The sequence below is a fragment of the Acinetobacter wuhouensis genome (assembly GCF_001696605.3).
GTDB classification, from domain to species: domain Bacteria; phylum Pseudomonadota; class Gammaproteobacteria; order Pseudomonadales; family Moraxellaceae; genus Acinetobacter; species Acinetobacter wuhouensis.
In genome coordinates, this window is sequence record NZ_CP031716.1 from 2,721,791 (window position 1) to 2,747,242 (window position 25,452).

The 25,452-nt window shown below is 38.4% G+C and carries 20 protein-coding genes and 1 tRNA gene; 9 read left to right on the top strand and 12 right to left on the bottom strand.

The features are described from left to right. Window positions 1-64: 64 nt before the first annotated feature. The 4 genes from BEN71_RS13680 to BEN71_RS13695 form a co-directional block, all read right to left on the bottom strand. Window positions 65-1,816, bottom strand: a complete 1,752-nt coding sequence (locus BEN71_RS13680; protein WP_068973510.1) for an NAD(P)-binding domain-containing protein — start codon at window positions 1,814-1,816, stop codon at window positions 65-67. Window positions 1,817-1,833: 17 nt separating this feature from the next. Then, window positions 1,834-2,679, bottom strand: a complete 846-nt coding sequence (locus tag BEN71_RS13685) for an SDR family NAD(P)-dependent oxidoreductase (RefSeq protein WP_068973509.1) — start codon at window positions 2,677-2,679, stop codon at window positions 1,834-1,836. Window positions 2,680-2,712: 33 nt separating this feature from the next. After that, window positions 2,713-3,669 (bottom strand): metal-dependent hydrolase, encoded by a 957-nt coding sequence (locus tag BEN71_RS13690; RefSeq protein WP_068973508.1) that lies wholly within the window; start codon window positions 3,667-3,669, stop codon window positions 2,713-2,715. A 400-nt stretch (window positions 3,670-4,069) separates the two neighbouring features. Beyond that, window positions 4,070-5,026: a metal-dependent hydrolase gene (locus BEN71_RS13695; protein ID WP_068973507.1), complete on the bottom strand. Its 957-nt coding sequence runs from the start codon at window positions 5,024-5,026 to the stop codon at window positions 4,070-4,072. Between the two features lie 330 nt (window positions 5,027-5,356). Between BEN71_RS13695 and BEN71_RS13700 the strand changes: the two genes are divergently transcribed. The 4 genes from BEN71_RS13700 to BEN71_RS13715 all read left to right on the top strand — a co-directional run bounded on the left by BEN71_RS13700 (window position 5,357) and on the right by BEN71_RS13715 (window position 9,895). Next, a complete protein-coding gene (locus tag BEN71_RS13700; protein ID WP_406565250.1) occupies window positions 5,357-6,148 on the top strand; it encodes an alpha/beta fold hydrolase in 792 nt (263 codons plus the stop codon). A gap of 185 nt (window positions 6,149-6,333) precedes the next feature. Further along, complete coding sequence (locus BEN71_RS13705; protein WP_068973505.1) at window positions 6,334-6,837, top strand: hypothetical protein; 504 nt, start codon at window positions 6,334-6,336, stop codon at window positions 6,835-6,837. 383 nt (window positions 6,838-7,220) lie between these two features. After that, window positions 7,221-8,846, top strand: coding sequence for an NAD+ synthase (locus BEN71_RS13710; protein WP_068973504.1), 1,626 nt, complete (start codon window positions 7,221-7,223; stop codon window positions 8,844-8,846). Between the two features lie 5 nt (window positions 8,847-8,851). Beyond that, window positions 8,852-9,895 carry a hypothetical protein gene (locus BEN71_RS13715; protein WP_068973503.1) on the top strand — a complete coding sequence of 348 codons (1,044 nt, stop codon included), beginning with the start codon at window positions 8,852-8,854 and terminating at the stop codon, window positions 9,893-9,895. Window positions 9,896-10,021: 126 nt separating this feature from the next. Here BEN71_RS13715 and BEN71_RS13720 read toward each other — a convergent pair. Beyond that, window positions 10,022-10,098 (bottom strand) — tRNA-Met (locus BEN71_RS13720). Between the two features lie 160 nt (window positions 10,099-10,258). On the opposite strand from BEN71_RS13720, the gene BEN71_RS13725 reads away from it, so the two are divergent. Continuing rightward, on the top strand, window positions 10,259-10,660 hold the full coding sequence (locus BEN71_RS13725) for a hypothetical protein (protein ID WP_068973502.1): 402 nt from the start codon (window positions 10,259-10,261) through the stop codon (window positions 10,658-10,660). Window positions 10,661-10,714: 54 nt separating this feature from the next. On the opposite strand, the gene BEN71_RS13730 is transcribed toward BEN71_RS13725, so the two are convergent. The 6 genes from BEN71_RS13730 to rlmE all read right to left on the bottom strand — a co-directional run bounded on the left by BEN71_RS13730 (window position 10,715) and on the right by rlmE (window position 18,809). Next, window positions 10,715-11,029 carry a DUF5713 family protein gene (locus tag BEN71_RS13730; protein ID WP_068973501.1) on the bottom strand — a complete coding sequence of 105 codons (315 nt, stop codon included), beginning with the start codon at window positions 11,027-11,029 and terminating at the stop codon, window positions 10,715-10,717. 99 nt (window positions 11,030-11,128) lie between these two features. After that, window positions 11,129-12,838, bottom strand: a complete 1,710-nt coding sequence (locus BEN71_RS13735) for a vWA domain-containing protein (RefSeq protein WP_406565251.1) — start codon at window positions 12,836-12,838, stop codon at window positions 11,129-11,131. Between the two features lie 217 nt (window positions 12,839-13,055). Further along, window positions 13,056-14,555 (bottom strand): vWA domain-containing protein, encoded by a 1,500-nt coding sequence (locus BEN71_RS13740; RefSeq protein WP_406565280.1) that lies wholly within the window; start codon window positions 14,553-14,555, stop codon window positions 13,056-13,058. Window positions 14,556-14,922: 367 nt separating this feature from the next. Further along, complete coding sequence (folP, locus tag BEN71_RS13745) at window positions 14,923-15,777, bottom strand: dihydropteroate synthase (RefSeq protein ID WP_068973499.1); 855 nt, start codon at window positions 15,775-15,777, stop codon at window positions 14,923-14,925. A 312-nt stretch (window positions 15,778-16,089) separates the two neighbouring features. Further along, window positions 16,090-17,979 carry an ATP-dependent zinc metalloprotease FtsH gene (gene ftsH / locus BEN71_RS13750; RefSeq protein WP_068973498.1) on the bottom strand — a complete coding sequence of 630 codons (1,890 nt, stop codon included), beginning with the start codon at window positions 17,977-17,979 and terminating at the stop codon, window positions 16,090-16,092. A 179-nt stretch (window positions 17,980-18,158) separates the two neighbouring features. Continuing rightward, window positions 18,159-18,809 carry a 23S rRNA (uridine(2552)-2'-O)-methyltransferase RlmE gene (gene rlmE / locus BEN71_RS13755; RefSeq protein WP_068973497.1) on the bottom strand — a complete coding sequence of 217 codons (651 nt, stop codon included), beginning with the start codon at window positions 18,807-18,809 and terminating at the stop codon, window positions 18,159-18,161. A gap of 197 nt (window positions 18,810-19,006) precedes the next feature. Between rlmE and yhbY the strand changes: the two genes are divergently transcribed. Both yhbY and BEN71_RS13765 read left to right on the top strand, forming a co-directional pair. Beyond that, window positions 19,007-19,330, top strand: coding sequence for a ribosome assembly RNA-binding protein YhbY (gene yhbY, locus BEN71_RS13760; protein ID WP_068973496.1), 324 nt, complete (start codon window positions 19,007-19,009; stop codon window positions 19,328-19,330). A 23-nt stretch (window positions 19,331-19,353) separates the two neighbouring features. After that, entirely contained in the window at window positions 19,354-19,893 is a 540-nt protein-coding gene (locus tag BEN71_RS13765) for a DOMON-like domain-containing protein (protein WP_068973495.1), read from the top strand. A 226-nt stretch (window positions 19,894-20,119) separates the two neighbouring features. On the opposite strand, the gene BEN71_RS13770 is transcribed toward BEN71_RS13765, so the two are convergent. Next, window positions 20,120-20,698, bottom strand: coding sequence for a hypothetical protein (locus BEN71_RS13770; RefSeq protein ID WP_227542610.1), 579 nt, complete (start codon window positions 20,696-20,698; stop codon window positions 20,120-20,122). Window positions 20,699-21,026: 328 nt separating this feature from the next. Between BEN71_RS13770 and carA the strand changes: the two genes are divergently transcribed. Further along, window positions 21,027-22,169 (top strand): glutamine-hydrolyzing carbamoyl-phosphate synthase small subunit, encoded by a 1,143-nt coding sequence (gene carA / locus BEN71_RS13775; protein WP_068973494.1) that lies wholly within the window; start codon window positions 21,027-21,029, stop codon window positions 22,167-22,169. Window positions 22,170-22,182: 13 nt separating this feature from the next. Further along, on the top strand, window positions 22,183-25,416 hold the full coding sequence (gene carB, locus BEN71_RS13780) for a carbamoyl-phosphate synthase large subunit (RefSeq protein ID WP_068973493.1): 3,234 nt from the start codon (window positions 22,183-22,185) through the stop codon (window positions 25,414-25,416). Window positions 25,417-25,452: the final 36 nt, after the last annotated feature.

Below are 25,452 nucleotides of genomic sequence, written 5' to 3' on the forward strand. Positions count from 1 at the left end.
AAGCCCTAAATCTTTTAGGGCTTTGCTGATTAAATTATAGCTGAATGATGAAGTAGAATAACCATCAATTCACAGTCGTTTTCTTTGTTTCAACTGAATAATGATCAGTATTCCAAACTTTTAACTGGTTACGCAGTTCTTGTAAAGACCACGGCCAAGCAGCAAAGTTACGACCATTTTCATCCAAATAATAAGACTTACAACCACCCGCATTAAATACCGTTGTTTTTAAATGCTTTTGTAAACGCTTATTGTGTGCTTCAACCACATCACCTTTAATTTCAAAACGAGTGAACTTCTGATTACGCATTTTCACTAAGGCATCTACAATATAACCCACTTGGGCTTCAGCAATACCAATAAATGAATCGTAAACCAAGATATTTGGACCTAGTACCAAGAATGCATTTGGAACATTCTCAATACTTGCACCCAAGTATGCTTCAGGTGAACTATTCTTCCAACGATCTGCTAAAACCTGACCATTGGCATCATAAACTCGCTTACCAATCGGTGGATGTGATACTTCAAAACCAGTCCCCCAAATAATCACATCAACTTCGTGACGTTCACCATTGGCCGCAACAACAGTATTACCATCTATCTCCACCAAACCATGTGGCACTAAACTAACATTGTCTTGTTGCAGTGCTGGATAATAGTTGTTGGCGAACAAAAGACGCTTACAACCAATATCAAAGTTTGGCGTAACATCTTTACGTAATTGATCATCTTGAATTTGCAATTTAAGCAATTGCTTACTGAGGAAATTAATTGGTTTCAATACTTTTGGATTACGCAAACCGAAATTAATACCATTTAAAATTTGCGCAATACTGTTACGCCATGTTTGTTGAATCACTGGGAATTTAGAAATAATACCTTTTGCTGTATCACTCAATTCCATATCTGCTTTTGGCAATACCCACGGCGCAGTACGTTGGAATACCACGACTGATTTTGCTAAAGGTTGAACTTGTGGGATAAACTGAATCGCTGAAGCGCCAGTTCCGATCACAGCAACACGCTTACCCGTTAAATCATAGTCATGATTCCAACGTGCTGAATGGAACATTTCACCTTTGAAACTTTCAATCCCTTTTAATTTTGGCATCGATGGTTCAGTGATTGGACCTGTGGTAAATACAACCGTTTTGGCTTGATATTTGCCTTTTGATGTTTCTAAATTCCAAATATGTTGCGACTCATCCCACTTAGCACTGGTCAATTCATTATTAAAGTCAATCTTGCCACCTAAGTTATACTTCTCAACCACTTCTTCTAAGTAAGTTAAAATCTCAGGTTGTTTGGCAAATAAGTGACTCCACTTATGACTCGGTGAAAATGAAAATGAATACAATGCCGATGGTACATCACATCCACAGCCAGGGTAATTATTATCACGCCAAGTCCCACCAACACGGCTTGCTTTTTCAAGGACGATATAATCGTGATAACCCGCTTGATTCATTTTATAGGCAGCAGCGATTCCTGAAATCCCTGCACCGATCACAATCGTATCGTACACATGTACAGATTCAGGCTTTTTAGTACTTGAAACCGGCTTTTTACTTTCTTGAGCTTGATCCACTTTTTCAGTTTTAACTGCTTTCGTCGCAGTGGTTTTAGAAATCGCAACCTTAGTTGGTGCTTTTATTTCGACTTTTGCTTCAACTTTTGGCTCAGTCTTTACTTCAGCTTTTTTCGCTTCTGCAGGCTGGATCACCTGTTTAATTTCTTCAACAGTAGTTTGTTTATTGGTCTTTTTTTCGCTTTTATCTTCAAGAAGCGTATCTACAGTCTGTTCAGTTGTCATCTTGATTCACTCTACAATTATTTTACATATTTATTAAATAATGGATAACCGATACCCAACATTTTTGCGTATAAGGCAGGTGAAGCGCGCTTCATTAACCAGAATAATTTCGCATCAGGTTGAGGTACGGTATAAAGTTTGCCAGCATCTAAATTATTCAATGTTTTAATCACGACTTTTTCACTGGTTGTGAAAGCATAATTCATCAATAAATCATCAGCCAATCCTGCATACTGTTTTGGCAAGCGACCATTTTTCATGATATTGGTTGGAACAAGTGTTGGACAAAGTACATTGACACTAATTTTATCTTTGCGTAACTCTGCTGAAAGTGTTTCAGATAAAGCCAAGACGCTAGACTTTGTGACGTTGTATGCAGTCATTTCAGGCGCTGCCGTAAAGCCAGCTGCCGATGCAACATTAATGATTGCACCATAACCTTGTTGTTTAAACTTCGGTACAAAATAATGGCAACCATAAATCACTCCCCAAAGATTGATGTTGACACACCATTGCCAATCTTCGAGTGATACTTCGTCAAACTTACCACCGAGCCCTACGCCCGCATTATTAATCACTAAAGTCACTGAATGGTTCATTAACTTTTCAGCTTGCTCTGACAACGCTTTGACCTGTGTTTTATCCGTCACGTCACATTGCACAGCAAATGCTTTGCCTGTGGTTTGAGATTGAATTAAATTCACTGTTTCTTCAGCTGCTGCAAGATTAATATCCGCACAAACAATCGTACCACCACGCTTTGCCAGTTCCATCGCAAAGCTACGACCGATCCCACTGCCAGCGCCCGTCACCACAGCATAAGCATGTTGGCTCGGTTTTAATTTTTTAGAAAAAATTCCCATGTATTTCAATCCATTTATTATTGTAAGGACGTTTTAAGAACGTAGTGCTGGAATAAATTCTTTGGTCAAATATGGCGTCAGAACACCATTTTCAGGATTCAACAAAGTTTCTTTGTAATATGCCAAAAACTCACTGGTATCGTGGTCATTTGGATGAAAGTCTGGACGCAAATAATCAAATATATGCTTTAAAGAACTACCATAAACACCATCTTTTAAACCGAAAATCAAACGGAAACTATGTGGAATCTCTTTCCAATAACTCCAACGGATCAGGTTTTTAGGATCACGATAGAACGGTACAATCGTCGATGCAGCCGAGATCAACACAAGAATCGTGATCAATGCAGGGAAAAATCCTGCAATACGCAATGCATAATTATTTGATAAAGTTTGGAAAACGTCGAAAGCAATATCTTTATGCTCAGACTCTTCTAACATATGCCACATCCAAATCGCACGTTGTTTTTCATCTGTAGAGCGGAAGAAGACCGACTCATGATTCATCATGTATTCAGCCAGAACCGCAGTAAAATGCTCAATACCTGCCATTAAGGATAATTTCATTGGTTGTGGTAAACGGTTAAAACCATACTCAAAAACATAACCTGCTAAAAAGCGAAATAATTTCACTGGCAAATCACGTTCCATATACGCATCATTTAATTCTTCATGCATTTTAGAATGAATTGCTTCTTGCCCAATCAAAGAGGTCACACGCTGTTTTAACAATGGATCTTTAATAAAATCACGATGATAACGTGCTGTATCAATCACCAAGTCTTCGCCGAGTGTCAGAAAAATAGATAAAGATGCAAAATATGCACTGGCTAATTCCGCATCCATATAAAATCTGTGATCCAATTTTTCAGGTTCAAAATCAAACTTCATATGACGAATAGGAATAATTGGTGTTTGATTTTCCAGACTAAAAGGTGCCGCTGAAAAAACTTTTGAAAATGCTTTTTTGATTGGTTTAGCTAAGATCATTGCAAATACCCTTTATTCATGAAAATGGAAATCCAATTTCTGTTGAAGCTAAAAGATTTATTTTTTAGAGTAAAAACTCCAGATTATGCATGAAAATTACGCCATGCTTTATCAATTACCATTGGCACATTTCTTCTTTTGATTAGCAAATTATGACAACATCACTGCTTTGTTAGACAAAATATTTGAGAATGGTTTCAACTGATAGAAAATGTCCTATAAAGACAATATTTGATTTTCATTTTCACAACAAAATTGGCTGAAATGACATTTTAATTTTGCCCCTAAAAGCACATAGAAACGTATCTCACAGCATTTTTTATTGGACAAATCTAATGTTTTAAAAGTGGCTCAATCGCAAAGTCAATTCAGCCACTTTCTAGCCATCGATCTATGCACATTACACACGTAAAGCAGGGGTAAATTCTTTAACAAAGAATGGGGTTAAAGTCCCTGTCACAGGATCGAGTAACTCTTTTTTGTAATGTTCTAAAAGCGCATTGGTATCATGATCATTTGGATGAAAATCTGTCCGTAAATAATCAAAAATATGACCTAAGCTACTGCCAAATACGCCCTCTTTTAAACCAAATAATAAGTCCCAACTGCCTTTGGCTTCTTTCCAAAAATCAAGGCTTAAGGCATTCTTTGGACGGCGTAAAAATGGGAGGAATAAAGCACCAGCGCCTACCCCAAGCCCCAAAGTTGCTAAAGCAATAAAGAAACCTGCGATACGTAGCGGATAATCACCTGAAAGCACCTGATAAGTATCATAAGCAATATCTTTATGCTCAGATTCTTCCAACATATGCCACATCCACAGCGCACGTGTCTTTTCATCTAAAGAATGATTAAAAATGTCTTCATGGTTCATCGCATACTGTGCAAATACCGCAGTGAAATGCTCAATTCCTGCCATCATTGAAAGTTTTAAGGGTTGTGGAAACTTCAAGAAAGTATGATTAAACACTTGTTCTGCAAGGAAACGGTAAAATTGCACAGGAAAATTACGAGGGATCATCGCATCGTTATATTCTTCATGAATTTTTGAATGAATTGCTTCTTGCCCAATCAAACTGGTTAAACGCTGTTTGAGTATAGGATCTTTGATGAAATCACGGTGATAACGTGCCGTCTCGATCACCAACTCTTCACCATAAGTTAAGAAAATAGACAGTGCAGCAAAATAAGCCGTACCCCATTCCTTTTGCATAAAGAACTTCGCATCGATGTCTTTCGATTCAAATTTGAAGTTGAAATGACGAATCGGAATATTGGCTAAACGACCTGTAAGATCAGGCATTGCTTGTGGAAATATTTTGGTAAATACTTTTTTGACTGGCTTTGCTAATAACATAGAGAGTACGCTCTGGATTCATTCATGGATCATGAGTTTGATTGCTTAAGCGGAACAATTTCACAAATTCAGCAAAAACCATGTTTTATGCACAAAAAATAAAGGATTCCTTTCAAAATACCGTTAGCAATTTAGGTCAATTGATTAGCAATACATGACTATTCGTTAAAATTGTCTGACAAATCGCTCTTCGTTATTCATCTATTGAATATTTCAAAATAAATCATGACCCATGAGGACAGTGGATTTAAACTGACATTACTTGAATAGTTGTTTAAAAAATCGTTATGGTAGGTACATTGAACTATAACAATACCTGTTGGAATGAATATGCAAACTGCTGAATCATGGATTGATCTCACCGCTCATTTACAACTCTATGTAAAATCATGGACACCTGAGCAGCTTCAGCATCAAATACCGATTATTTTATTACATGACTCGCTCGGTTCAGTGCAGTTATGGCGTGATTTTCCTGAGCAACTTGCACAAATGACTGGGCGAAAAGTGATTGCTTATGATCGACTTGGCTTTGGTCAATCTTCTGCAAATCCTGAAACATTAAAAGTCGATTTTGTTTCGACTGAAGCAACAACTCATTTTGCAAAAGTACTCGAACATTTCAATATTCAAGATTTTATTGTGATGGGACATAGTGTTGGCGGAGGTATGTCAAGCTGTTGTGCGGCACATTATCAAAACCGTTGTAAAGCCTTAATAACCATGTCTGCACAAGCAATGGTGGAAGAGCTTACCCTTTTTGGAATCCGCGAAGCCAAAGCAATGTTTCAGCAAGCAGGACAACTGGATCGCTTAAAGAAATATCACGGAGAAAAAGCCCAATGGGTATTAGATGCATGGACTGAAACATGGTTATCACCTGAATTTAAAGACTGGTCTTTAGACTCATTCCTCCATCAGGTGCATAGCCCTTTATTGGTTATTCATGGTGAGCTGGATGAATACGGCTCTTTAGCACAGCCTCAACGATTTATTGATCATACTCAAGGGAAAAGTCAGCAAGAAATTATTTTGGGGGCGCATCATATGCCACATAAAGAACAACCTGAATTGGTTTTAAGCTTAATCCAAGGTTTTCTTAATTCCCTTAATATTGCTTAAATTCTTATTTAATCAGCAGATCGTTTGATGCATCTAAATCGTGAATAGTGCCATTATTTCATCATGACATTGTGAAAATACAAATGACATCGCGAATGAAAAGCTAAGCGAATGAAAAGCTAAAAATACATATAGCATATTGATCAATGTTAATATTGATCACATATACTCATTAGAAATTTTCAATGATGCCGATATTCACCAGACTTTTAGCCAAATTGCTTCGACTCGATCAATTTAAATATCGAAGTCTCACTGAGGGTGAAATTCTGATCAGTAAAACTGTTTTTGGTGATCTAATTGATTATCAAAAGGTTAAAGTCATGAATCATCCCTATTTGCCTTGGCAACCTGTGGGTATTTTGATGGCACCCAATGGCTATATTCATTTAAAAGATGCTGACTATTGTGAAGATTTTTCATGCCTGAGTCTGGGTTATCAAGCAGTCTTTATCCATGAGATGGCGCATGTTTATCAGCATCAACGGCATGAAAATGTATTGCTCAAAGGTGCAATTTTACAATCCACTATGTATCTTACTTTTGGCAAGTACAATCCCTACCGTTATACCTTTATCAAAGGCAAAGCTTATTTTGATTATAATATTGAACAACAAGGCGATATTGCCAAAGACATTTATTTAAATCGAATCGAAAACATCATTTTGAATAAAAACTCATCAAACTAGCTTATTCAACTATGAAAAATACTTATAAAGTGACTAAACTCACAGAAATATCCTAAAGTTTTTCTATTATGATACAAATACAAAAAATATTGAAAAATCACTGGTTTCTATTAAAAAAATCGACTAAATTCAAGTGTATTTTGACGCAATACTGAATAAACCGAATGAATCACTAGCTTCTAACGTTTTTTTAGTTAAAATACGCATTGTCTAAAATTTTTGCCTTGCAAGAACATAGAGATTTTTGATCATTATTTGATGATTTTATAGATTCGCCATTTGGCAATATGACGTTGTAACTATATATGCTTTGTTGAATAACTATATTTTAAAAATCAACAGAATATATATAAATTAACCTATTGGAATAGGATTTGATTTAAATGAAAAGTTTTAAAATTGCTCTCTCGCAATTCTCTCCATTCATTGGTGATATTGAGTCAAATGTTCAAAAGATGATTGAACAAGCCAATGAAGCAAAAAAACAGAATGCTGAAATTATTGTTTTTCCAGAACTATCTACTATTGGTTACCCTGCCGAAGATTTATTATTACGTCCAAGCTTAACAAAACGTACAGCCCAAGCTTTTGAAAAATTAGCAGAAGTTAAAGATATTGTTCTTGTTTTCGGTTTTGCCAATCATACTGAAGATGGTCAACGCTATAACGCAGCGGCTGTAATGAAAGACGGGCAAGTTTTGGGTATTTATAATAAACAAAACTTACCAAACTACAGCGTATTTGATGAAAAGCGTTATTTTAATGAAGGTCATCAACACCTTGTATTTGAATACCTTGGTCATAAATTTGGCGTCTTGATTTGTGAAGATATTTGGTCACTCAATACCGTTCAACAAGTTGCTCAATTGAATGTTGAGACTATTCTTGTATTGAATGCTTCACCGTATGAAGTAGGCAAACCTCAACATCGCGTAACGACACTTAAAGAGTTGGCAAAACAAATGAATATCAACTTGGTTTACGTGAACCAAGTTGGTGGTCAAGATGATTTGATCTTTGATGGTACAAGCTTTGTCATTAACAATTCTGGCGATGTAGCATCTCAAGCATCAAGTTTTAAAGAAGAGCTACTGATTGCCAATTATCAACTTGAAAATAAAGCTTATGAAGTTGTAGAAGCTGCTCCTGCATTAGATACGATGGCTGAAATTTACCAAAGCTTGGTTCTTGGAACGCGTGACTATGTTCAACGTTCAGGTTTCCCTGGCGTGATTTTAGGTCTTTCAGGTGGTATTGACTCTGCTTTGACACTGGCGATTGCAGTTGATGCAATTGGTGCAGATAAAGTTCAAGCTGTAATGATGCCTTATACTTATACATCACAAATCAGTGTTGAAGATGCCACAGAACAAGCTAAACGTATGGGTGTAACTTTCGGTATTGCTGAAATTCATCCTATCGTGAACAGTTTCATGCAAACACTGTTCCCATTCTTTGGTAACTCACCTGCGGATGCGACTGAGGAAAATCTTCAAGCACGTGCACGTGGTACTTTACTCATGGGCTTGTCGAATAAATTTGGTAACTTAGTCCTTTCGACAGGAAATAAATCTGAACTTGCTGTCGGCTATTGCACACTCTACGGTGACATGGTCGGTGGTTATGCTGTGCTGAAAGACGTGTATAAAACCATCGTATTTGAACTAGCAAAATACCGTAACAGCATTGCAGACGCACCAGTGATTCCAGAACGTGTGATTACGCGCCCACCATCAGCAGAACTTCGTCCAGATCAAAAAGACCAAGACTCGTTACCTGCTTATGACGTACTTGATGCAATTCTTTATGCTTATATTGAAGAAGATCAAAGCCAAGATGACATCATTGCCAAAGGTTTTGAAAAAGACGTTGTTGAAAAAATCATTCGTCTGGTTGATCGTAATGAATATAAACGTCGTCAAGGTGCAATTGGTCCACGCATCAGCTCACGTGCATTCAGCCGTGAACGCCGTTACCCAATTGTGAACGGTTGGAAAGCAGGTGTATAAGCCTCGTGAATGTGAATAATTCACTTCCACCTTCGAGCTTTGCTCAGGAATTTGCTCAAGCCTTGTTGCTTGAGCAAGTTCGCTTTATTAAACAACAACTTTTAGATCAAAATAATCCTCAATATATTCGCAATTTTATTTCTCAAAGTTATCAAAATGCCGATAAAATCCTTTTAAAAGATGTCATCCAACTCGAACAACTACAATCTGTTGTTCAAAAATATGCATTTGAATTAAATTTAGGTGCAGACATTCTTGAGTTTATTGGCGTTGCGGCACAAAAAATTCACCGTGAAGCGATTCATAGCCATACGATTTTCAATGATCTTTTGTCTGATGAAGCATTTGAATTATGGCTATTTAAAATTTTAGAATTAGAACAACTCAAAAATTATATTCAGGAAAATTTACAACATAATCCTCAAATCCAACAGGTCAGCTTACAACTTGCCAATCAAATTTTGGAAAGCAATACACCTTGGCTCAATCAGTTACGTCAATACACAGTTAAACAGAATAAGCTCAGCTCAAAAGTCATCAGCTTTATCCAAGACCAGCAACAAAATATAGAGTTAAAGCTAGAACACCAACTGGCTCATGCGATTCGTAAACAACTAAGTCAGATCATTCTTTTACCCAATGAAGATTTGGCAGATATAGCAACACATATTTGGTCAGAGATTAAACAACGCACATTAAAAGAGACTTTCTCACAAGTACAATCCATTGATTTTGAAGAATTCTTTATTCTTGTTTATGAATCTTGGAAAGAGCTTCGCCAAACTGAATTCATGCAACAAGTGATTTTAAATATCGTTGAAGCCTTTTACGAATATTTTAGTGCATACAGCTTACAAGAATTACTTCACTCAGTCGGTTTAGATGAAAATGATTTATTCGCAGAAGCAGATCGCTTTGTGCCACATTGCCTAGGCGCTTTAGATCAACATCAGTTACTTGATGACATCATCAAATCTCTAATTGCACCTTTCTATTTAGATACACAAACCCAGCGCTTTATTGAAAATTATTTGGCTGAAAAAGCTTAGTTTTACTTTTGCATCACTTCGTTCTATATTTTCAATAAAATAATTAAGTTATTAAATTTGCTTAAATTTTATTTATTTTCAAAAATACAAAAAAAGAGACCATGCGGTGAGCATGGTCTATAAAAATGGTGGCTATGACGGGACTTGAACCTGTGACCCCCGCATTATGAGTGCGGTGCTCTAACCAACTGAGCTACATAGCCTTAAACTGTGTGGGCATTATCTAGATTTATCTGGCATGCGTCAAGCACCGAAAAGCGCTAATGATCACGCTTTAAACAATTGATAATTAAATGTTTAAAATTAATACATATTTATAAAATTATTGAGGCAAAATAGAAGAAATTTTTCTTTGAGCCCTCTATGAAAATCAAAAGTTTAGTTCTCATTTTATCATTAACGCTACTAACTGCTTGCCAGACGATCAGTCCAATCTTTGTAGACTACAACGGTGTGCGAATGGATGTAGCAAAATGGATTAATCAGCATCAACTTCTCAACATGCAACAAAAACGAAGCATGGTGCAACTGAGCAAAGCTCAACAACAACTTCAACGTATTAACAATATTCCAGAAACACAGAAATTAGAAATTGCCAAAGACAATAGTATTGCCATGCATTGCGCACAACAACATTTAACTGAATCTCAAATCAGTCAACTACAACAGCAAATTTTTGGTGACGATAAACAAAGAATTTTAGACATCTATGATCAAAAATTTCCAAAGTTAAAATTGGACGTAAATGCCATTCAGTGCGAATGATGGATTTCGTTCTTTTTATTTTTTCTGATACTCAAAAGAAAAATAGAGAGTGACTTACCACTCTCTATTTGCAACAAGTTCTTCCATTTCAATATCAAGATAGCCTTGATCTTGCACCACCATCATCATCGCTTCTGCAATATAATCCGCAGCAGTATCATCCAGTGAAGAATCAAGGTCTTCAAACTGTGGCTTCATTTCATTAATATCAAGCACAGTTGAGTTTGCTAAAGCATACACCTCAGCATCACTAAAACTGGTTTTCGCTAATTTCTTAGCAAATTGTTCGATCAGTTGCTTGACTTCAGCAACCAGAATATCTGGATAATATTCATCATCGAACATTGGGAGGAGTAAATCATTAAACATAGCGACCAAAAAAATCTGACAGCAATTGACCTGCTTATATAACACAAACGATACAATTCACCAAATTGATATGCCGCTTTTCATGATCGAATTTACAAATCACTCTTTCGCATTTGCGCTTAAACTTTTTGCAATCCCAATTAAATCAATAAATTCAGAGCGTATTTGAAAAGGATCTGGTTGATCTGACTGTTTCGCTAGTTTTTGAATATCATTCCATGTCTGATTTGCACTATATTTTCCACCCTGCAACTTTTGCCCATAACTTGCAACCGCTATTGCAAATTGGGTGTCTGTACTGGCTTGTGGCAAGGCTTTACTTTGTACTTTGATCGGTTGATTGAGCAAAATACTGGTTTTTTCATTCGGTTGTTTATAACGTAGCTTTAAAAATGCATATTCACCATTCTTATTGGCATCTGTAGATTTTGCAGCTGCTTGATAGCGTGATTCATTTAACCATCCAGCCTGACCTGTAGGAATGATTTCGTATAGTGCCGTCACAGTATGCCCTGCACCTATATCACCTGCATCCACTTGATCATTATTAAAATCTTCTTGGTTTAATAGACGATTTTCATAACCAATTAAGCGATATTCTTTGACTGTATGCGGATTAAATTCAACTTGAATTTTTACATCTTGTGCGACTGTTGCAAGTGTCGATGACAATTGACGTTGTAAGACTTTCTTGGCTTCTTTTTCATTATCAATATAACTATAGTTGCCGTCCCCTGCATCTGCCAATTGTTCCATCAACTGTTCATTATAATTGTCCGTTCCAAAGCCTAAAGTTGTAAATGAAATACCCGTTTTACGCTTTTCCGCCACCATGCCTTTTAAGGTGTTGAAATCGGTAATACCGACATTAAAATCACCATCTGTCGCGATTAAAATACGATTAATCCCGCCCTTGATCATGGATTTTTCAGCTTCTTCATACGCCATACGAATCGCACGTTCTCCAGAAGTTGCACCATCTGCTTTTAATTGATTAATGGCTCTAAGAATTTTATCTTTGTCTTTACCTGATGTTGGTTCAAGTACCAATTTCTCACCACTTGCATAGGTAATAATCGTAACTTTATCTTGTGGACGTAGCTGTTCGGTCAATGTTCTCAGTGTGGTTTTCACCAAAGGCAGTTTATTTTCATGATCCATACTGCCTGAAACATCGACCAAGAATACTAAATTTGCAGAAGGAAGATTTTTAGGGTCAATATCTTTAGCTTTAATACCGATTTTGATTACTTTTGCATTATTTTTCCAAGGTGAATCTACAGTTTCAGTGGTGACTGAAAATGGATGCTGCCCTGTCGGCAATGGATAATCATAATTAAAGTAATTGATCAATTCCTCTATACGTACTGCATCCACAGGTGGTAATTGACCATTGCTATTTAAAAAACGTCTAACATTAGAATAACTTCCTGTATCCACATCAATACTAAAAGTTGACACCGCTTCTTGAGTCACACTTTTTACAGGATTGATCTCATTTTCTTGATATTTTTCGGTGTTCTGTACAGGTTGTGGTTTTTCTCGAACAATCATTTCAGGCTGTCTTATACTGACACGAGAACCAGAAGTAGCAGAACTCTGAACTAATTTTCGATTATGTGCTGCATAAGCCGCTTGCTTTGCTAAAGCTTTAGCATCAGACAGCGGTGCTGCTGACACAGGCATCGGTGCGACTGGTGCAACTTCAACAACTGTAGCCGATTGTTGATGTTGCATCTGAGTACAACCAGCCAAACTCACTATAGCCAAACTTAATATCGTAAATTGGGTCTTCAAATGAAAGTTCATTGTATTTCCTTATTCTTAAATTTCTGATTATTAACATCATAAAATAAATAATGACGAATTTAGAATGCTATATTGTCAATTAAAACAGTATTTATAATGAATAATTTGTAATTTTTTGAGCAAAAAAGGCGCTTTATTGCAAAACGCCTGTGTCATGAATAAGGAAGATCAATGATTCAGTTTTTTATAGCCTTTTAAATTTAAGAACTTTTAGAATTTAAGAAGCTTTATTGATCTGTGCAGTCTTCGTCACACTCGAACTTAAACTTTTGGCTCTTTTTACCAAATCAATAAATTCAGCTTTTAAACCATAAGCATCATCCTGTTTAGCACTTTGCGCCAAGTTTAGAATGTCATTCCAACCCATCGAAGCATTGTATTGACCACCTTTTAACTGTTGACCATAAGCAGCAACAGCAATAGCAAAACGTGTGTCTGCATTGGCTTGACTCAAAGGTTTACTTGAAGCAGAAATCGGTTGTGTCAGTAAAATACTTTTGCTCTGATTCGGCAATTTATAACGGATATTTAAATAGGCATATTCAGATTTTTTACCCGAACTCGCATCATTTTTCGTATAGCGTGAATCTGCCAACCAACCCTTTTGCCCTACTGGAATAATTTCATACAACGCAGTCACGGTATGCCCTGCACCCACATCTCCCGCATCGACTTTATCGTTATTAAAATCCTCCTCTTTTAACATGCGATTTTCATAGCCAATTAAACGGTACTCTTTCACCGTTGCAGGATTAAATTCCACCTGTAATTTTAAATCTTGCGCAACGGTTGCCAAAGTGGATGACATTTGACGCTGTAAGACTTTTTTTGCTTCATTTTCATTATCAATGTAACTGTAATTTCCATTGCCCGCATCGGCAAGTTGCTCCATCAACTGCTCATCATAATTACCTGAGCCAAAACCTAAGGTTGAAAATGAAACACCAGTTTTACGTTTTTCTGCGATCATATTTTTCAGGGTATCAAAGTCAGTTATACCGACATTAAAATCACCATCAGTGGTAATTAAAATGCGGTTAATCCCACCTTTAACAAAGCCCTGTTGAGCTGACTTATATGCCATTTGGATCGCTTGCTCACCGGCTGTACCACCGCCTGCAACAAGCTGATCAATTGCCTTGAGAATCTTATTTTTTTGGTCGCCGCTGGTTGGTGGTAAAACCACTTTATCACCATCTGAATAAGTAATTAACGTGACCTTATCTTGTGGACGTAGCTGTTTGGTTAGGATTTTTAAAGTCTTTTTCACCAATGGCAATTTGTTCGGCTCATTCATACTGCCTGATACATCGACCAAGAAGACTAGATTTGCAGCAGGTAAATTTTGTTGGTCAATGTCTTTGGCTTTAATACCAATTTTGATCACTTTAGCATTAGGCTGCCAAGGAGAGTCTACTGTTTCACTACTCACAGCAAAAGGATGCACACCTGTAGCCTGAGGATATTGATAATCAAAATAATTGATCATTTCCTCAACACGCACCGCATCAACAGGAGGTAAACTTCGATCTTGCACAAGGAAGCGACGCACATTGGTATAACTACCTGTATCCACATCCGCACTGAATGTAGAAATGGGTTGTTGCGCAACACTTTTAACAGAATTGGTTTCAACCTTTTGATAATTTTCCATATTTTCAGCAGAACCCACTACAGGACTAGTTGCTGCAACATCAGCTGTAGCAGCAGCTTCCATGTCAGTACTCGCATCTACAGCAACCTGTTCAGTTGAATATTCAGCAGAAACAGCGGCATCACTCGCAGCTTCTTCTGATTTTTTACTACATCCTGCAATCATTACAGCAAATAATGATAGTGCAAGTAAACTTTGTTTGGATTTCATCACTCATCCCTCAAATTATTGTCAGTTTTTATAGTTATATCGATATAAGCTAATTGTTATATTATTACATTGCTATTTTTTCACAATATGCAAAACCAGTTTGGTTGACATGATTTTGTATATGTTATGTAATACCATTACATTTAGTAAATTAAAAAAAAGCATGCCTATAGACATGCTTGATTCGTGAATAAGTAGAAATTTAAATTCAGAATAACAATTAGCTTGCCAGATTCATCGCTTGCCACACTTTAATCGCATCCGACATGGCTTTTACATCATGCGCACGCACCATACTCGCCCCCTGCTGAATACTGAGTAAATGTGCCGTTACACTGCCTACTGCACGATGTTGCGCATCTGCACCATTCAAAGCTTCACCGATAAAACGCTTACGTGATAAAGCAGAAAGAATCGGATAACCCATTTCATTGAGTTTATAAAATTCATTTAAGAGTTTTAAATTCTGCTGTGCATTTTTTGCAAAACCAAAACCTGGGTCAATCATGATATTTTCAGCACGGACACCTGCGGACAATGCAACATCGACACGTTGTTGTAACTCTGCCATCACATCCAATGTCACATCCTGATATTGATCAAGATTATTCATGGTCGTTGGCTCACCACGCATGTGCATGATAATAATTGGAATATCCAATTCAGCTGCTGTTTGCAATGCATTTGGACGGGTCAAGGCACGTACATCATTCCAGATATGTGCACCCGCTTGTACGGCAGCTCGAATCACTTCAGGTTCAGAAGTATCAATCGAGATCACAACATCATGCTTTGACAGCGCTTCAACCACAGGAACAACACGGCGGATTTCTTCTTCAAGCTCAACGGGTGATGCGCCTGGACGTGTAGACTCACCACCAATATCAATCACTGTTGCACCATCAGCTACCATTTGTAAGGCATGCGCTACCGCTTGATCTTTCTGGTTATGCTTTCCGCCATCACTAAATGAATCAGGGGTGACATTGAGAATTCCCATGACATGCGGTTGCGATAAATCTAATGATAATCGCCCACACTGCAAGATCTTTTTAGGCAGTGGTTGTAGTTGCATGTCATCGCTCCAATTTCATATTCACAATATTTTAGCAATTCATTAAACAAATAAGTTAAATCATTTTTAATTAAAGCTTTATTTGAGCAATTTATGAATATGAAATTTGCTTAGGCTATTTATAACCTTCTATGATTTCTGTTTGAATGATCTGTCAAATGATCAATTTTAATCATTGTTAAAATTCATCAAACATAAAAAAAGAGCCTCTTTCGAGACTCTCATTTTTTAAGCTAAGTTTTTTAAAGCTTTGCTTTAAAATCGCTCCGCACTATGTCTTGCGCTTCACTTAAAGCCATGCTTTAAGTTTGCTCAGGTCGCTGGTAATGGCGGTGGTGTTGATGGACCATCAGTTGGAACAACATCAATCACTGGATTATCAGCTACATAAACTTTCGGTGGTTGAGGCTCGCGACCTTCCATGATGTCACGGATTTGATCACGGTCAATAGTTTCCCATTCCATCAAAGCTTTTACCATTGCATGTGCAATATCTTTGTTATTTTCAAGAATATCACGTGCAACCTTATATTGCTCATCTAAGATGCGGCGAACTTCTTGGTCAACTTGTTGTTGCGTTGCTTCTGAAATCGTGCGATTGCCCATATTTCCAAAGAAACCATTTTGGTTCTCTTCTTCATAAACCATCACGCCCATTTTGTCAGACATACCGTATTTGGTTACCATCGCACGTGCCATTTTCGTTGCACGCTCGAAGTCGTTTGAAGCACCTGTCGACATTTGGTTAATGAAAACTTCTTCTGCAATACGGCCACCAAATAAGATTGAAAGTTCATTCAACATTTTTGATTTGTAATGACTAATCGCATCTTGTTCAGGTAACTGCCAAGTCACACCCAAAGCCCAACCACGCGGCATAATTGTAACTTTATGCACTGGGTCTGTACCTGGAAGGATTTCAGCAACAATCGCATGACCCGCTTCATGATAAGCAGTCGCACGACGCTCTTCATCACGGATGACCATCGACTTACGTTCTGGCCCCATATACAACTTGTCTTTTGCATCTTCAAAATCATGCATATCAACAGTGTTTTTATTACGACGTGCTGCAAACAATGCTGCTTCATTGACAAGGTTTGCAAGTTGCGCACCAGAGAAACCAGGCGTACCACGTGCAAGGACTTTAACGTCCACGCCTGTAGTCGAAGGAAGTTTCTTCAAGTGAACATTAAGAATTTGCTCACGACCTTTAATGTCTGGAAGTCCAACCATTACTTGACGGTCAAAACGACCTGGACGAAGTAAAGCTTTATCGAGTACATCTGCACGGTTTGTTGCAGCAATCACGATAATGCCTTCATTACCTTCAAAGCCGTCCATTTCTACAAGCATTTGGTTAAGGGTTTGTTCACGTTCATCGTGACCACCACCTGTACCTGAACCACGATGACGACCTACCGCATCAATCTCATCAATAAAGATGATACATGGCGCATGGCGTTTTGCTTGTTCAAACATGTCACGTACACGAGATGCACCAACACCGACAAACATTTCAACGAAGTCAGAACCTGAGATACTAAAGAATGGAACTTTCGCTTCACCTGCAATCGCTTTCGCAAGTAAAGTTTTACCTGTACCTGGAGGACCGACCATCAATACGCCTTTCGGAATAGTTGCACCTAGACGTTTGAATTTAGCAGGATCTTTTAAGAAATCGACAATTTCGACAACTTCTTGTTTCGCTTCATCACAGCCCGCAACATCTGTAAATGTCACTTTGATTTGGTCTTCTGAAAGCATTTTTGCTTTCGACTTACCAAAGCTCATTGGACCGTTTTTACCACCTGCACCACCACCCATGTTACGCATAAAGAACATGAACAATAAAATAATCAATAGTACAGGGAAGCTTGCGATCAGAAGTTGCATCAACAAACCTTGGCGTTGAGGTGCAGTACCTTCAACAACAACGTTATTTTTGATGAGTGTTGGCATCAGTTCAGGATCTTGAACTGCTGGGCGAATACTTTCAAAGTCCGAACCATTCTTTTTTTCGCCACTTATTCTTTCGCCATCAATTGTGACTTTACTGATTTGACCAGCATTCACCGCTGTAATGAATTCTGAATAATTCATTGCAGAAGGCTTACTGCGGTCACTCAGGTTACTGAAGATAAGGATCAGCACACCTAGTATGACCAGCCACAATACGGCATTTTTGAAGTAATCGCTCAAAGCTTTATTCCCATATATAACTATTTTGATCAGGCTCAATCTTGCTTGATCGTAACAAAAAGCGAGTAATGAATTTCGCAATTATTATTAAAAACGTACAAAATGCACAATTTTTAACAACTTGGCAAGTATTTGTTGGCGATTCATTACCAACAATGAACATACCTTAAATACCCAACCTATTGCGATACTTTTTTACGGCCCTGTCCAATTAAAAAAACTTCTTTGGAACGTGCACGTGAAGCAGCGGGTTTTGCTGTTTTTAACACATCAAAACTGTCTACAACTTGCTTTCGAAACTCATCAAAACCAGTCCCTTGGAAAACTTTTACCACAAACTGCCCTTTTGGTCCTAAAACCTTATTGGCAAAATCAAGTGCAAGTTCACACAAGTAAATCTGGCGAGGTTGATCTACAGCCTTATTACCTGATGTATTGGGGGCCATATCCGAAATTACAACGTCTACAGTGCGTCCATTTAAAATATTTAACAATTTTTCGAAAACTTCTTCTTCACGGAAGTCACCTTGTAAGAAGGTTACATCGGGTAAAGCATCCATTTCTAAAATATCAGAAGCAATAACCAAACCCTTATCACCAACGAGCTTTCCTGCGATTTGCGACCAACTTCCAGGCGCAGCTCCCAAGTCAACCACGGTCATACCAGGCTTAATCATTTTATGTTTTTCTTGAATTTCAAGTAGCTTATATGCTGCGCGAGCGCGATAACCTTCTTTTTGTGCTTTTTTCACAAAAGGATCATCCAAATGCTCTCTCATCCACGCACGACTACTTTTCGATAACTTCTGGTTGGTAATGCGTGTAGCCATAACTCTCTTGATATAAACGATAACTAACCTCTGATTGTACGTTAAAAACATTTTCAATGCAGTATTGATCTGCATTTAAATCACCCAATATTGGTGTGTTTTTTTAAATCATCTTGATCGATTATTTCTACAGAATTTACAGCGCAGTGGAATGGCTTTTGTTATACTAGGTCGTTTTTAAATTTAGGTTATTTTTTATGGCGACTCTCTCTATCCAAGAACGTAAACGTTTACGTCAAATCGGACATGCATTAAACCCAGTTGTAATGCTTGGGGATAAAGGCTTGACTGAAAGTGTCGTTGAAGAATTAAGCCGCGCTTTAAATGATCACGAATTGATTAAAGTGAAAATTGCAGGTGAAGATCGTGAAGCACGTGCAGCAACAATTGCTGAAATCGCTGAAGTTTCAGGTTCTGAAGTAGTACAAACCATCGGTAAAATTGCATTACTTTACAAAAAAGCGCCTAAACAAAATCCTAAGCTATCTAACTTAGTTCGCCACGCACATTTGTCTAATTAAGCTTAAATTTTACTGGCAATACTATGGCAAGTTACGAACTTAGTGCTTTTGATCGTCGTTTTCAAAGCATTTCTCTTGTAGGTGCGATTGAGCAAGTCAGCCCATATACATTGAATGTGGGTTATTGGCTCAGAGATCCAAATCAGTTTATTCAATACCCTGAGCAAGTTGCATCAAATCCTCGCCAAGATTTTCTTTGGGAAAATACCTGCTTCGAGATTTTTATTGGCGTACAAGGTGAAGATTATTATCGTGAGATCAATCTTTCCCCTTCTCAAGCGTGGCAAGCCTATCAGTTTGAAGAATATCGCTATCCTGAAAATATGCCGCCCGTTGTTGCCTATGATATTGAACTCAATCAATTAAAGCGTACTCATTATGGCTTAAATGTCAGTATTGATTTAACCGAGTTCATGTTGGCAAATAAATTGAAATGGTCTGACTTATTTCTGGGTTTAACTGCTGTCTTGAATACAACCCAAGGGCAACATTATTTTGCAATGCAACATAGTGGTCAACAAGCTGACTTTCACAATAAGCGTGATTGGTTGCATACTTTTTAATTGATGCACATTCACTTATGCGCAAAGATAAGATTCGAGGCGATATGCCTCGTTTTTTGTTTTCTATTTTCAAATATTTTTCAAACAGCATTCAATAAAAAAGGCAGTGACATTGATCACTACCTTTTTATCAAGCAGTTTTAAAGTCTATTTCAAAGTTATTGTTAAAATCAGTCATCAGCATTGCTCGATGATAATCAAAATGCTGAATACTTCATTTTAAAAATTAACTTTTTGAAGAACTTTCATCTTCAACCTTATTCACCACTTTTTTCCAAGCATCTAAGGTACTGTCTTTAGAACGCTTAAATGTTTCATTTAAATGTTCTTTGTGTTTTGAAGAAATTTGCGAAACATCTGTACGAATTTCCTTACCCACTTCAGTTAAATCTTTTAATAAAACTGTCAATTCAGTTTTAATCAACTCTGCAAGACCAACTAAATCTTTTGGTGATGTTGAGAATTGATTTTTAATAATATCCAAACGCATCAACAGCTCTTGTTTAAAGCTTTGCACTTGATCTTGAACTTGTGCATTTAACTGTTCAGCTTCTGCTTGCAAATTCGCTTTAGTTTCCGTCACAGCTTCAGTCACTTTCTGCTTTGTTTCAGCACTGATTTTCTCTAAACTCTCAGTCGTTTCAGCCACAACTTCTTTAATCGCAGCGGTGTCTTTTGCTACTTTTTTAGCGACAGTATCTTTGGCTGTATCGACTGCTTCTTTTACAGTCTCAACATTTTCTTTCACAGTTTCGATATTGTCTTTCACTGCATCTTTCACAGTTTCTTTTGAAATCGTCATCATTAATTCCCCCTGGAATGTGAGACATAAAGATAACGTGAAATGTTAAATTTTAGAGTTTGATTTGTCAGACAATTCTTAAATACTTACAATTTCAATAAGTTCATTTAAAAATCAGATTTAATCATAAATAGCAAGGGATTTATCTATCATTATCTTGAAAAATACATCTCAAATAAAATGGACTTTCGGGGGCATCATGCGTATAATACGCTGTTAAGTTACAAGCGAGCAGACATGAGGAGGGTAGGATTTAATTAACCTTCCTTTTTTTTCGTCTACTCGCTTTTTTACAGCCCTATTTTTGTGGTTTTAGTTCAGGAGCTATGGTTTGAGCACCCCCGCCATTTTAGCCCTTGCTGACGGTACTGTATTCAAAGGTACATCGATCGGCGCTACGGGAAGTACGACTGGTGAAGTCGTTTTTAACACTGCCATGACTGGTTATCAAGAAATCTTGACCGATCCTAGTTATGCACAGCAACTTGTAACTTTAACTTATCCTCATATCGGTAATACTGGTTGTAATGACGAAGACGCTGAGTCTGGTCGCATTCACAAAGTCTGGGCGAATGGTTTAATCATTCGTGACTTGCCTTTATTACACAGCAATTTCCGAGCTACTCAATCTCTTGGCGAATATTTACAACAACATAATGTCGTTGCCATTGCAGATATTGATACTCGACGTTTGACACGTATTCTTCGTGACAAAGGCGCGCAAAACGGTTGCATCCTTGCAGGTGAGAACATCACTGAAGAAGAAGCGATTGCAAAAGCACGTGCATTCGGTGGCTTAAACGGTTTAGACCTTGCTAAAGAGTGTTGCGATCCTGAAGGTTTCGAATGGACTGAAGGTTCATGGACACTTGGTCAAGGTTTCTCTCAGCCTGAAGCGAAGTTCCATGTTGTTGCATATGACTATGGTGTCAAAACCAACATCTTACGTATGCTCGCAGACCGTGGTTGCAAACTAACAGTTGTTCCTGCTCAAACTCCTGCTGAAAAAGTACTTGCATTGAATCCAGATGGCGTATTCTTGTCAAATGGTCCTGGCGATCCAGCTGCATGTGATTATGCAATTGAAGCAGTGAAAACTATTGTTGAAGATGCGCGTAATGTTCCTGTATTTGGTATCTGTTTAGGTCACCAAATTCTTGCTTTAGCATCAGGCGCTAAAACAGTTAAAATGCCACATGGTCACCACGGTGCAAACCACCCTGTTCAGAACATTGAAACAGGGACTGTGATGATTACTTCTCAAAACCACGGCTTCGCTGTAGATGCAGACACTTTGCCTGCAAATCTAAAAGCAACGCACAAGTCATTGTTCGATCAAACGCTTCAAGGCATTCATCGTACAGACAAACCAGCGTTCAGCTTCCAGGGTCACCCTGAAGCTAGTCCTGGTCCACACGACTGCGCACCTTTGTTCGATCATTTCATCGAACTTATTGAAGCATCTAAGAAGTAATTGAGGAGCGATCATGGCTAAACGTACAGACATTAAAAGCATCCTAATTATTGGTGCAGGTCCGATTGTGATCGGTCAGGCATGTGAGTTTGACTACTCAGGTGCACAAGCGTGTAAAGCCCTTCGTGAAGAAGGCTACCGTGTTATTTTGGTGAACTCTAACCCAGCGACCATTATGACTGACCCTGCAATGGCAGATGCAACGTATATCGAACCGATTACCTGGCAGACTGTTGCGGCAATCATTGAGAAAGAACGCCCAGACGCTGTTCTTCCTACAATGGGTGGTCAAACAGCATTGAACTGTGCACTTGCACTTGATGCCAACGGTATTTTGAAAAAATACAATGTTGAATTGATTGGCGCGACCAAAGAAGCGATCGAAAAAGCAGAAGACCGTAAACTTTTCGATATCGCAATGCGCAAAATCGGTCTGGAATGTCCACGTGCTGACGTTGCAGAAAGCATGGAACACGCGCTTGAAATTCAAGCTCGTTTCGGTTTCCCTGTGATTATCCGTCCATCATTCACCATGGGTGGTTCAGGCGGTGGTATCGCTTACAACCGTGAAGAATTCATTGAAATCTGTGAACGTGGTTTCGATCTTTCTCCAACTAAACAATTATTGATTGATGAATCTTTAATTGGTTGGAAAGAATACGAAATGGAAGTTGTTCGTGACAAAAACGACAACTGTATCATCGTATGTACAATCGAAAACTTTGACCCAATGGGCGTGCACACTGGTGACTCAATCACAGTTGCGCCTGCACAAACATTGACAGACAAAGAATTCCAGTTACTTCGTAATGCATCTTTAGCGGTTCTTCGTGAAATTGGTGTAGAAACTGGTGGTTCGAACGTTCAATTCGGTATTAACCCGAAAGACGGTCGTATGGTTGTGATCGAGATGAACCCACGTGTTTCTCGTTCATCTGCACTTGCTTCTAAAGCAACTGGTTTCCCAATTGCGAAAATTGCTGCGAAATTGGCTGTAGGTTATACCCTTGATGAGTTGAAAAACGACATCACTGGCGGTACAACGCCTGCGTCTTTCGAACCAGCAATCGACTACGTTGTAACTAAGATTCCTCGTTTTAACTTCGAGAAATTCCCACAAGCTGATGCAACTTTGACGACACAGATGAAATCTGTGGGTGAAGTGATGGCGATTGGTCGTAACTTCCAGGAATCTGTATCTAAAGCACTTCGTGGTCTTGAAGTGGGTGCATGTGGTTTTGACGAAAAAATCGCTGTGGGTACTGAAGGCGCACGTGAAAAGATCCTTGTTGAACTTAAAGTTCCAGGTCCAGAGCGTATTTGGTTTGTAGGTGATGCATTCCGTCACGGTTTCACATTAGACGAAGTGTTTGAAGCGACTAAGATTGACCGTTGGTTCTTGATTCAAATCGAAGACATTATCAAAACTGAAAACCAAATCAAAACTTTAGGTTTTGGTGATTTGAATGCGGACAATATCCGTTCATTCAAACGTAAAGGTTTGTCAGATCTTCGCATTGCGAACTTGATGGGCATTTCACAAAAACAATTCCGTAAACATCGTTGGAACTTGGGTGTAACGCCTGTTTACAAACGTGTTGATACTTGTGCTGCTGAGTTTGAATCAGATACAGCGTATATGTACTCAACTTACGATGAAGAATGTGAAGCGAATCCATCTAGCCGTGACAAGATCATGGTGATCGGTGGTGGTCCTAACCGTATTGGTCAAGGGATCGAATTCGATTACTGCTGTGTACACGCTGCCCTTGCAATGCGTGATGACGGTTATGAAACAATCATGGTGAACTGTAACCCTGAAACTGTTTCAACAGATTATGACACTTCAGATCGTTTGTACTTCGAACCGATTACACTTGAAGATGTTTTAGAAATCGTACGTATCGAGAAGCCAAAAGGTATTATCGTACAGTACGGCGGTCAGACTCCGCTTAAACTGGCTCGTGCTTTAGAAGAAGCTGGTGCGCCAATTATCGGTACATCTCCTGATGCAATCGACCGTGCAGAAGACCGTGAACGTTTCCAGCAAATGATTCAACGCCTGCAACTTCGTCAACCAAACAACAGCATTGTTAAATCTGCTGAAGAAGGTATGGCTGAAGCTGCAAAAGTGGGTTATCCATTGGTTGTACGTCCATCTTATGTACTGGGTGGTCGTGCGATGGAAATCGTCTATAACGATGACGAATTGAAACGCTACTTACGTGATGCGGTTCAAGCATCAAACGAAGCACCTGTACTTCTTGACCATTTCCTTGATGATGCCATCGAAGTTGACGTGGACTGCGTATCTGACGGTAAAGACGTTGTAATCGGCGGTATCATGCAGCACATCGAACAAGCAGGTATTCACTCAGGTGACTCAGCATGTTCTATTCCTCCTTATTCTTTATCTAAAGAAATTCAGGACGAAATGCGTCGTCAAACCATCGCTATGGCGAAAGAACTTGGCGTTGTTGGTTTGATGAACGTTCAATATGCTGTAAAAGGTAATGACGTTTATATCTTAGAAGTGAACCCACGTGCATCGCGTACAGTGCCGTTTGTTTCTAAATGTATCGGTGAATCTTTAGCGAAAGTTGCTGCACGTTGTATGGCGGGTCAATCTTTAGAATCTCAAGGATTCACAAAAGAAATTATCCCGACTCACTTCGCAGTGAAAGAAGCGGTATTCCCATTCAACAAATTCCCAGGTGTTGACCCGATCCTTGGCCCAGAGATGAAATCTACAGGCGAAGTGATGGGTGTAGGTACTACTTTTGGTGAAGCGTTCTATAAAGCTGTTTTAGGCTCAAATGATCGTTTACCAGGTAAACCAACTGAAGGTGAAATCAAACACGTATTTATTTCTGTACGTGATTCAGATAAACCTCGTGTTGTTCCTATCGCACAACAACTTGTTGATCTAGGCTTTAAAATTATCGCAACTGGTGGTACTTTTGATGTTATTCAACAAGCGGGTATTGAAGTTGAACGTGTGAATAAAGTTACTGAGGGTCGCCCAAATATCGTCGACCGCTTGAAAAATGGCGAAATTCACCTCATTATCAATACAACTGAAGGTAAACAAGCTCAGCAGGATTCATTCTCAATCCGTCGCTCTGCGCTTCAAGGTAAAGTGTATTACACAACGACCTTGAATGGTGCTGATGCTGTATGCCAAGCTTTAGCAATTAAATTGCCAATGGATGTATATCGCTTGCAAGATTTGCAAACACTAGGTTAATTCGTTTCCGAGAAGTCCCGTCACCTCTCGGTGGCG

Excerpts from the sequence above, each read along its gene's own strand:
- BEN71_RS13710 (WP_068973504.1), top strand. The coding sequence starts at position 7,221 with ATGAAAAGTTTTAAAATTGCTCTCTCGCAATTCTCTCCATTCATTGGT.
- BEN71_RS13735 (WP_406565251.1), bottom strand. The coding sequence starts at position 12,838 with ATGAACTTTCATTTGAAGACCCAATTTACGATATTAAGTTTGGCTATA.
- rlmE (WP_068973497.1), bottom strand. The coding sequence starts at position 18,809 with ATGGCTACACGCATTACCAACCAGAAGTTATCGAAAAGTAGTCGTGCG.
- BEN71_RS13765 (WP_068973495.1), top strand. The coding sequence starts at position 19,354 with ATGGCAAGTTACGAACTTAGTGCTTTTGATCGTCGTTTTCAAAGCATT.
- BEN71_RS13680 (WP_068973510.1), bottom strand. The coding sequence starts at position 1,816 with ATGACAACTGAACAGACTGTAGATACGCTTCTTGAAGATAAAAGCGAA.
- BEN71_RS13770 (WP_227542610.1), bottom strand. The coding sequence starts at position 20,698 with ATGATGACGATTTCAAAAGAAACTGTGAAAGATGCAGTGAAAGACAAT.
- BEN71_RS13690 (WP_068973508.1), bottom strand. The coding sequence starts at position 3,669 with ATGATCTTAGCTAAACCAATCAAAAAAGCATTTTCAAAAGTTTTTTCA.
- BEN71_RS13700 (WP_406565250.1), top strand. The coding sequence starts at position 5,357 with ATGCAAACTGCTGAATCATGGATTGATCTCACCGCTCATTTACAACTC.
- BEN71_RS13725 (WP_068973502.1), top strand. The coding sequence starts at position 10,259 with ATGAAAATCAAAAGTTTAGTTCTCATTTTATCATTAACGCTACTAACT.
- BEN71_RS13740 (WP_406565280.1), bottom strand. The coding sequence starts at position 14,555 with ATGGAAGCTGCTGCTACAGCTGATGTTGCAGCAACTAGTCCTGTAGTG.
- BEN71_RS13730 (WP_068973501.1), bottom strand. The coding sequence starts at position 11,029 with ATGTTTAATGATTTACTCCTCCCAATGTTCGATGATGAATATTATCCA.
- BEN71_RS13685 (WP_068973509.1), bottom strand. The coding sequence starts at position 2,679 with ATGGGAATTTTTTCTAAAAAATTAAAACCGAGCCAACATGCTTATGCT.
- folP (WP_068973499.1), bottom strand. The coding sequence starts at position 15,777 with ATGCAACTACAACCACTGCCTAAAAAGATCTTGCAGTGTGGGCGATTA.
- yhbY (WP_068973496.1), top strand. The coding sequence starts at position 19,007 with ATGGCGACTCTCTCTATCCAAGAACGTAAACGTTTACGTCAAATCGGA.
- carB (WP_068973493.1), top strand. The coding sequence starts at position 22,183 with ATGGCTAAACGTACAGACATTAAAAGCATCCTAATTATTGGTGCAGGT.
- BEN71_RS13695 (WP_068973507.1), bottom strand. The coding sequence starts at position 5,026 with ATGTTATTAGCAAAGCCAGTCAAAAAAGTATTTACCAAAATATTTCCA.
- BEN71_RS13705 (WP_068973505.1), top strand. The coding sequence starts at position 6,334 with ATGATGCCGATATTCACCAGACTTTTAGCCAAATTGCTTCGACTCGAT.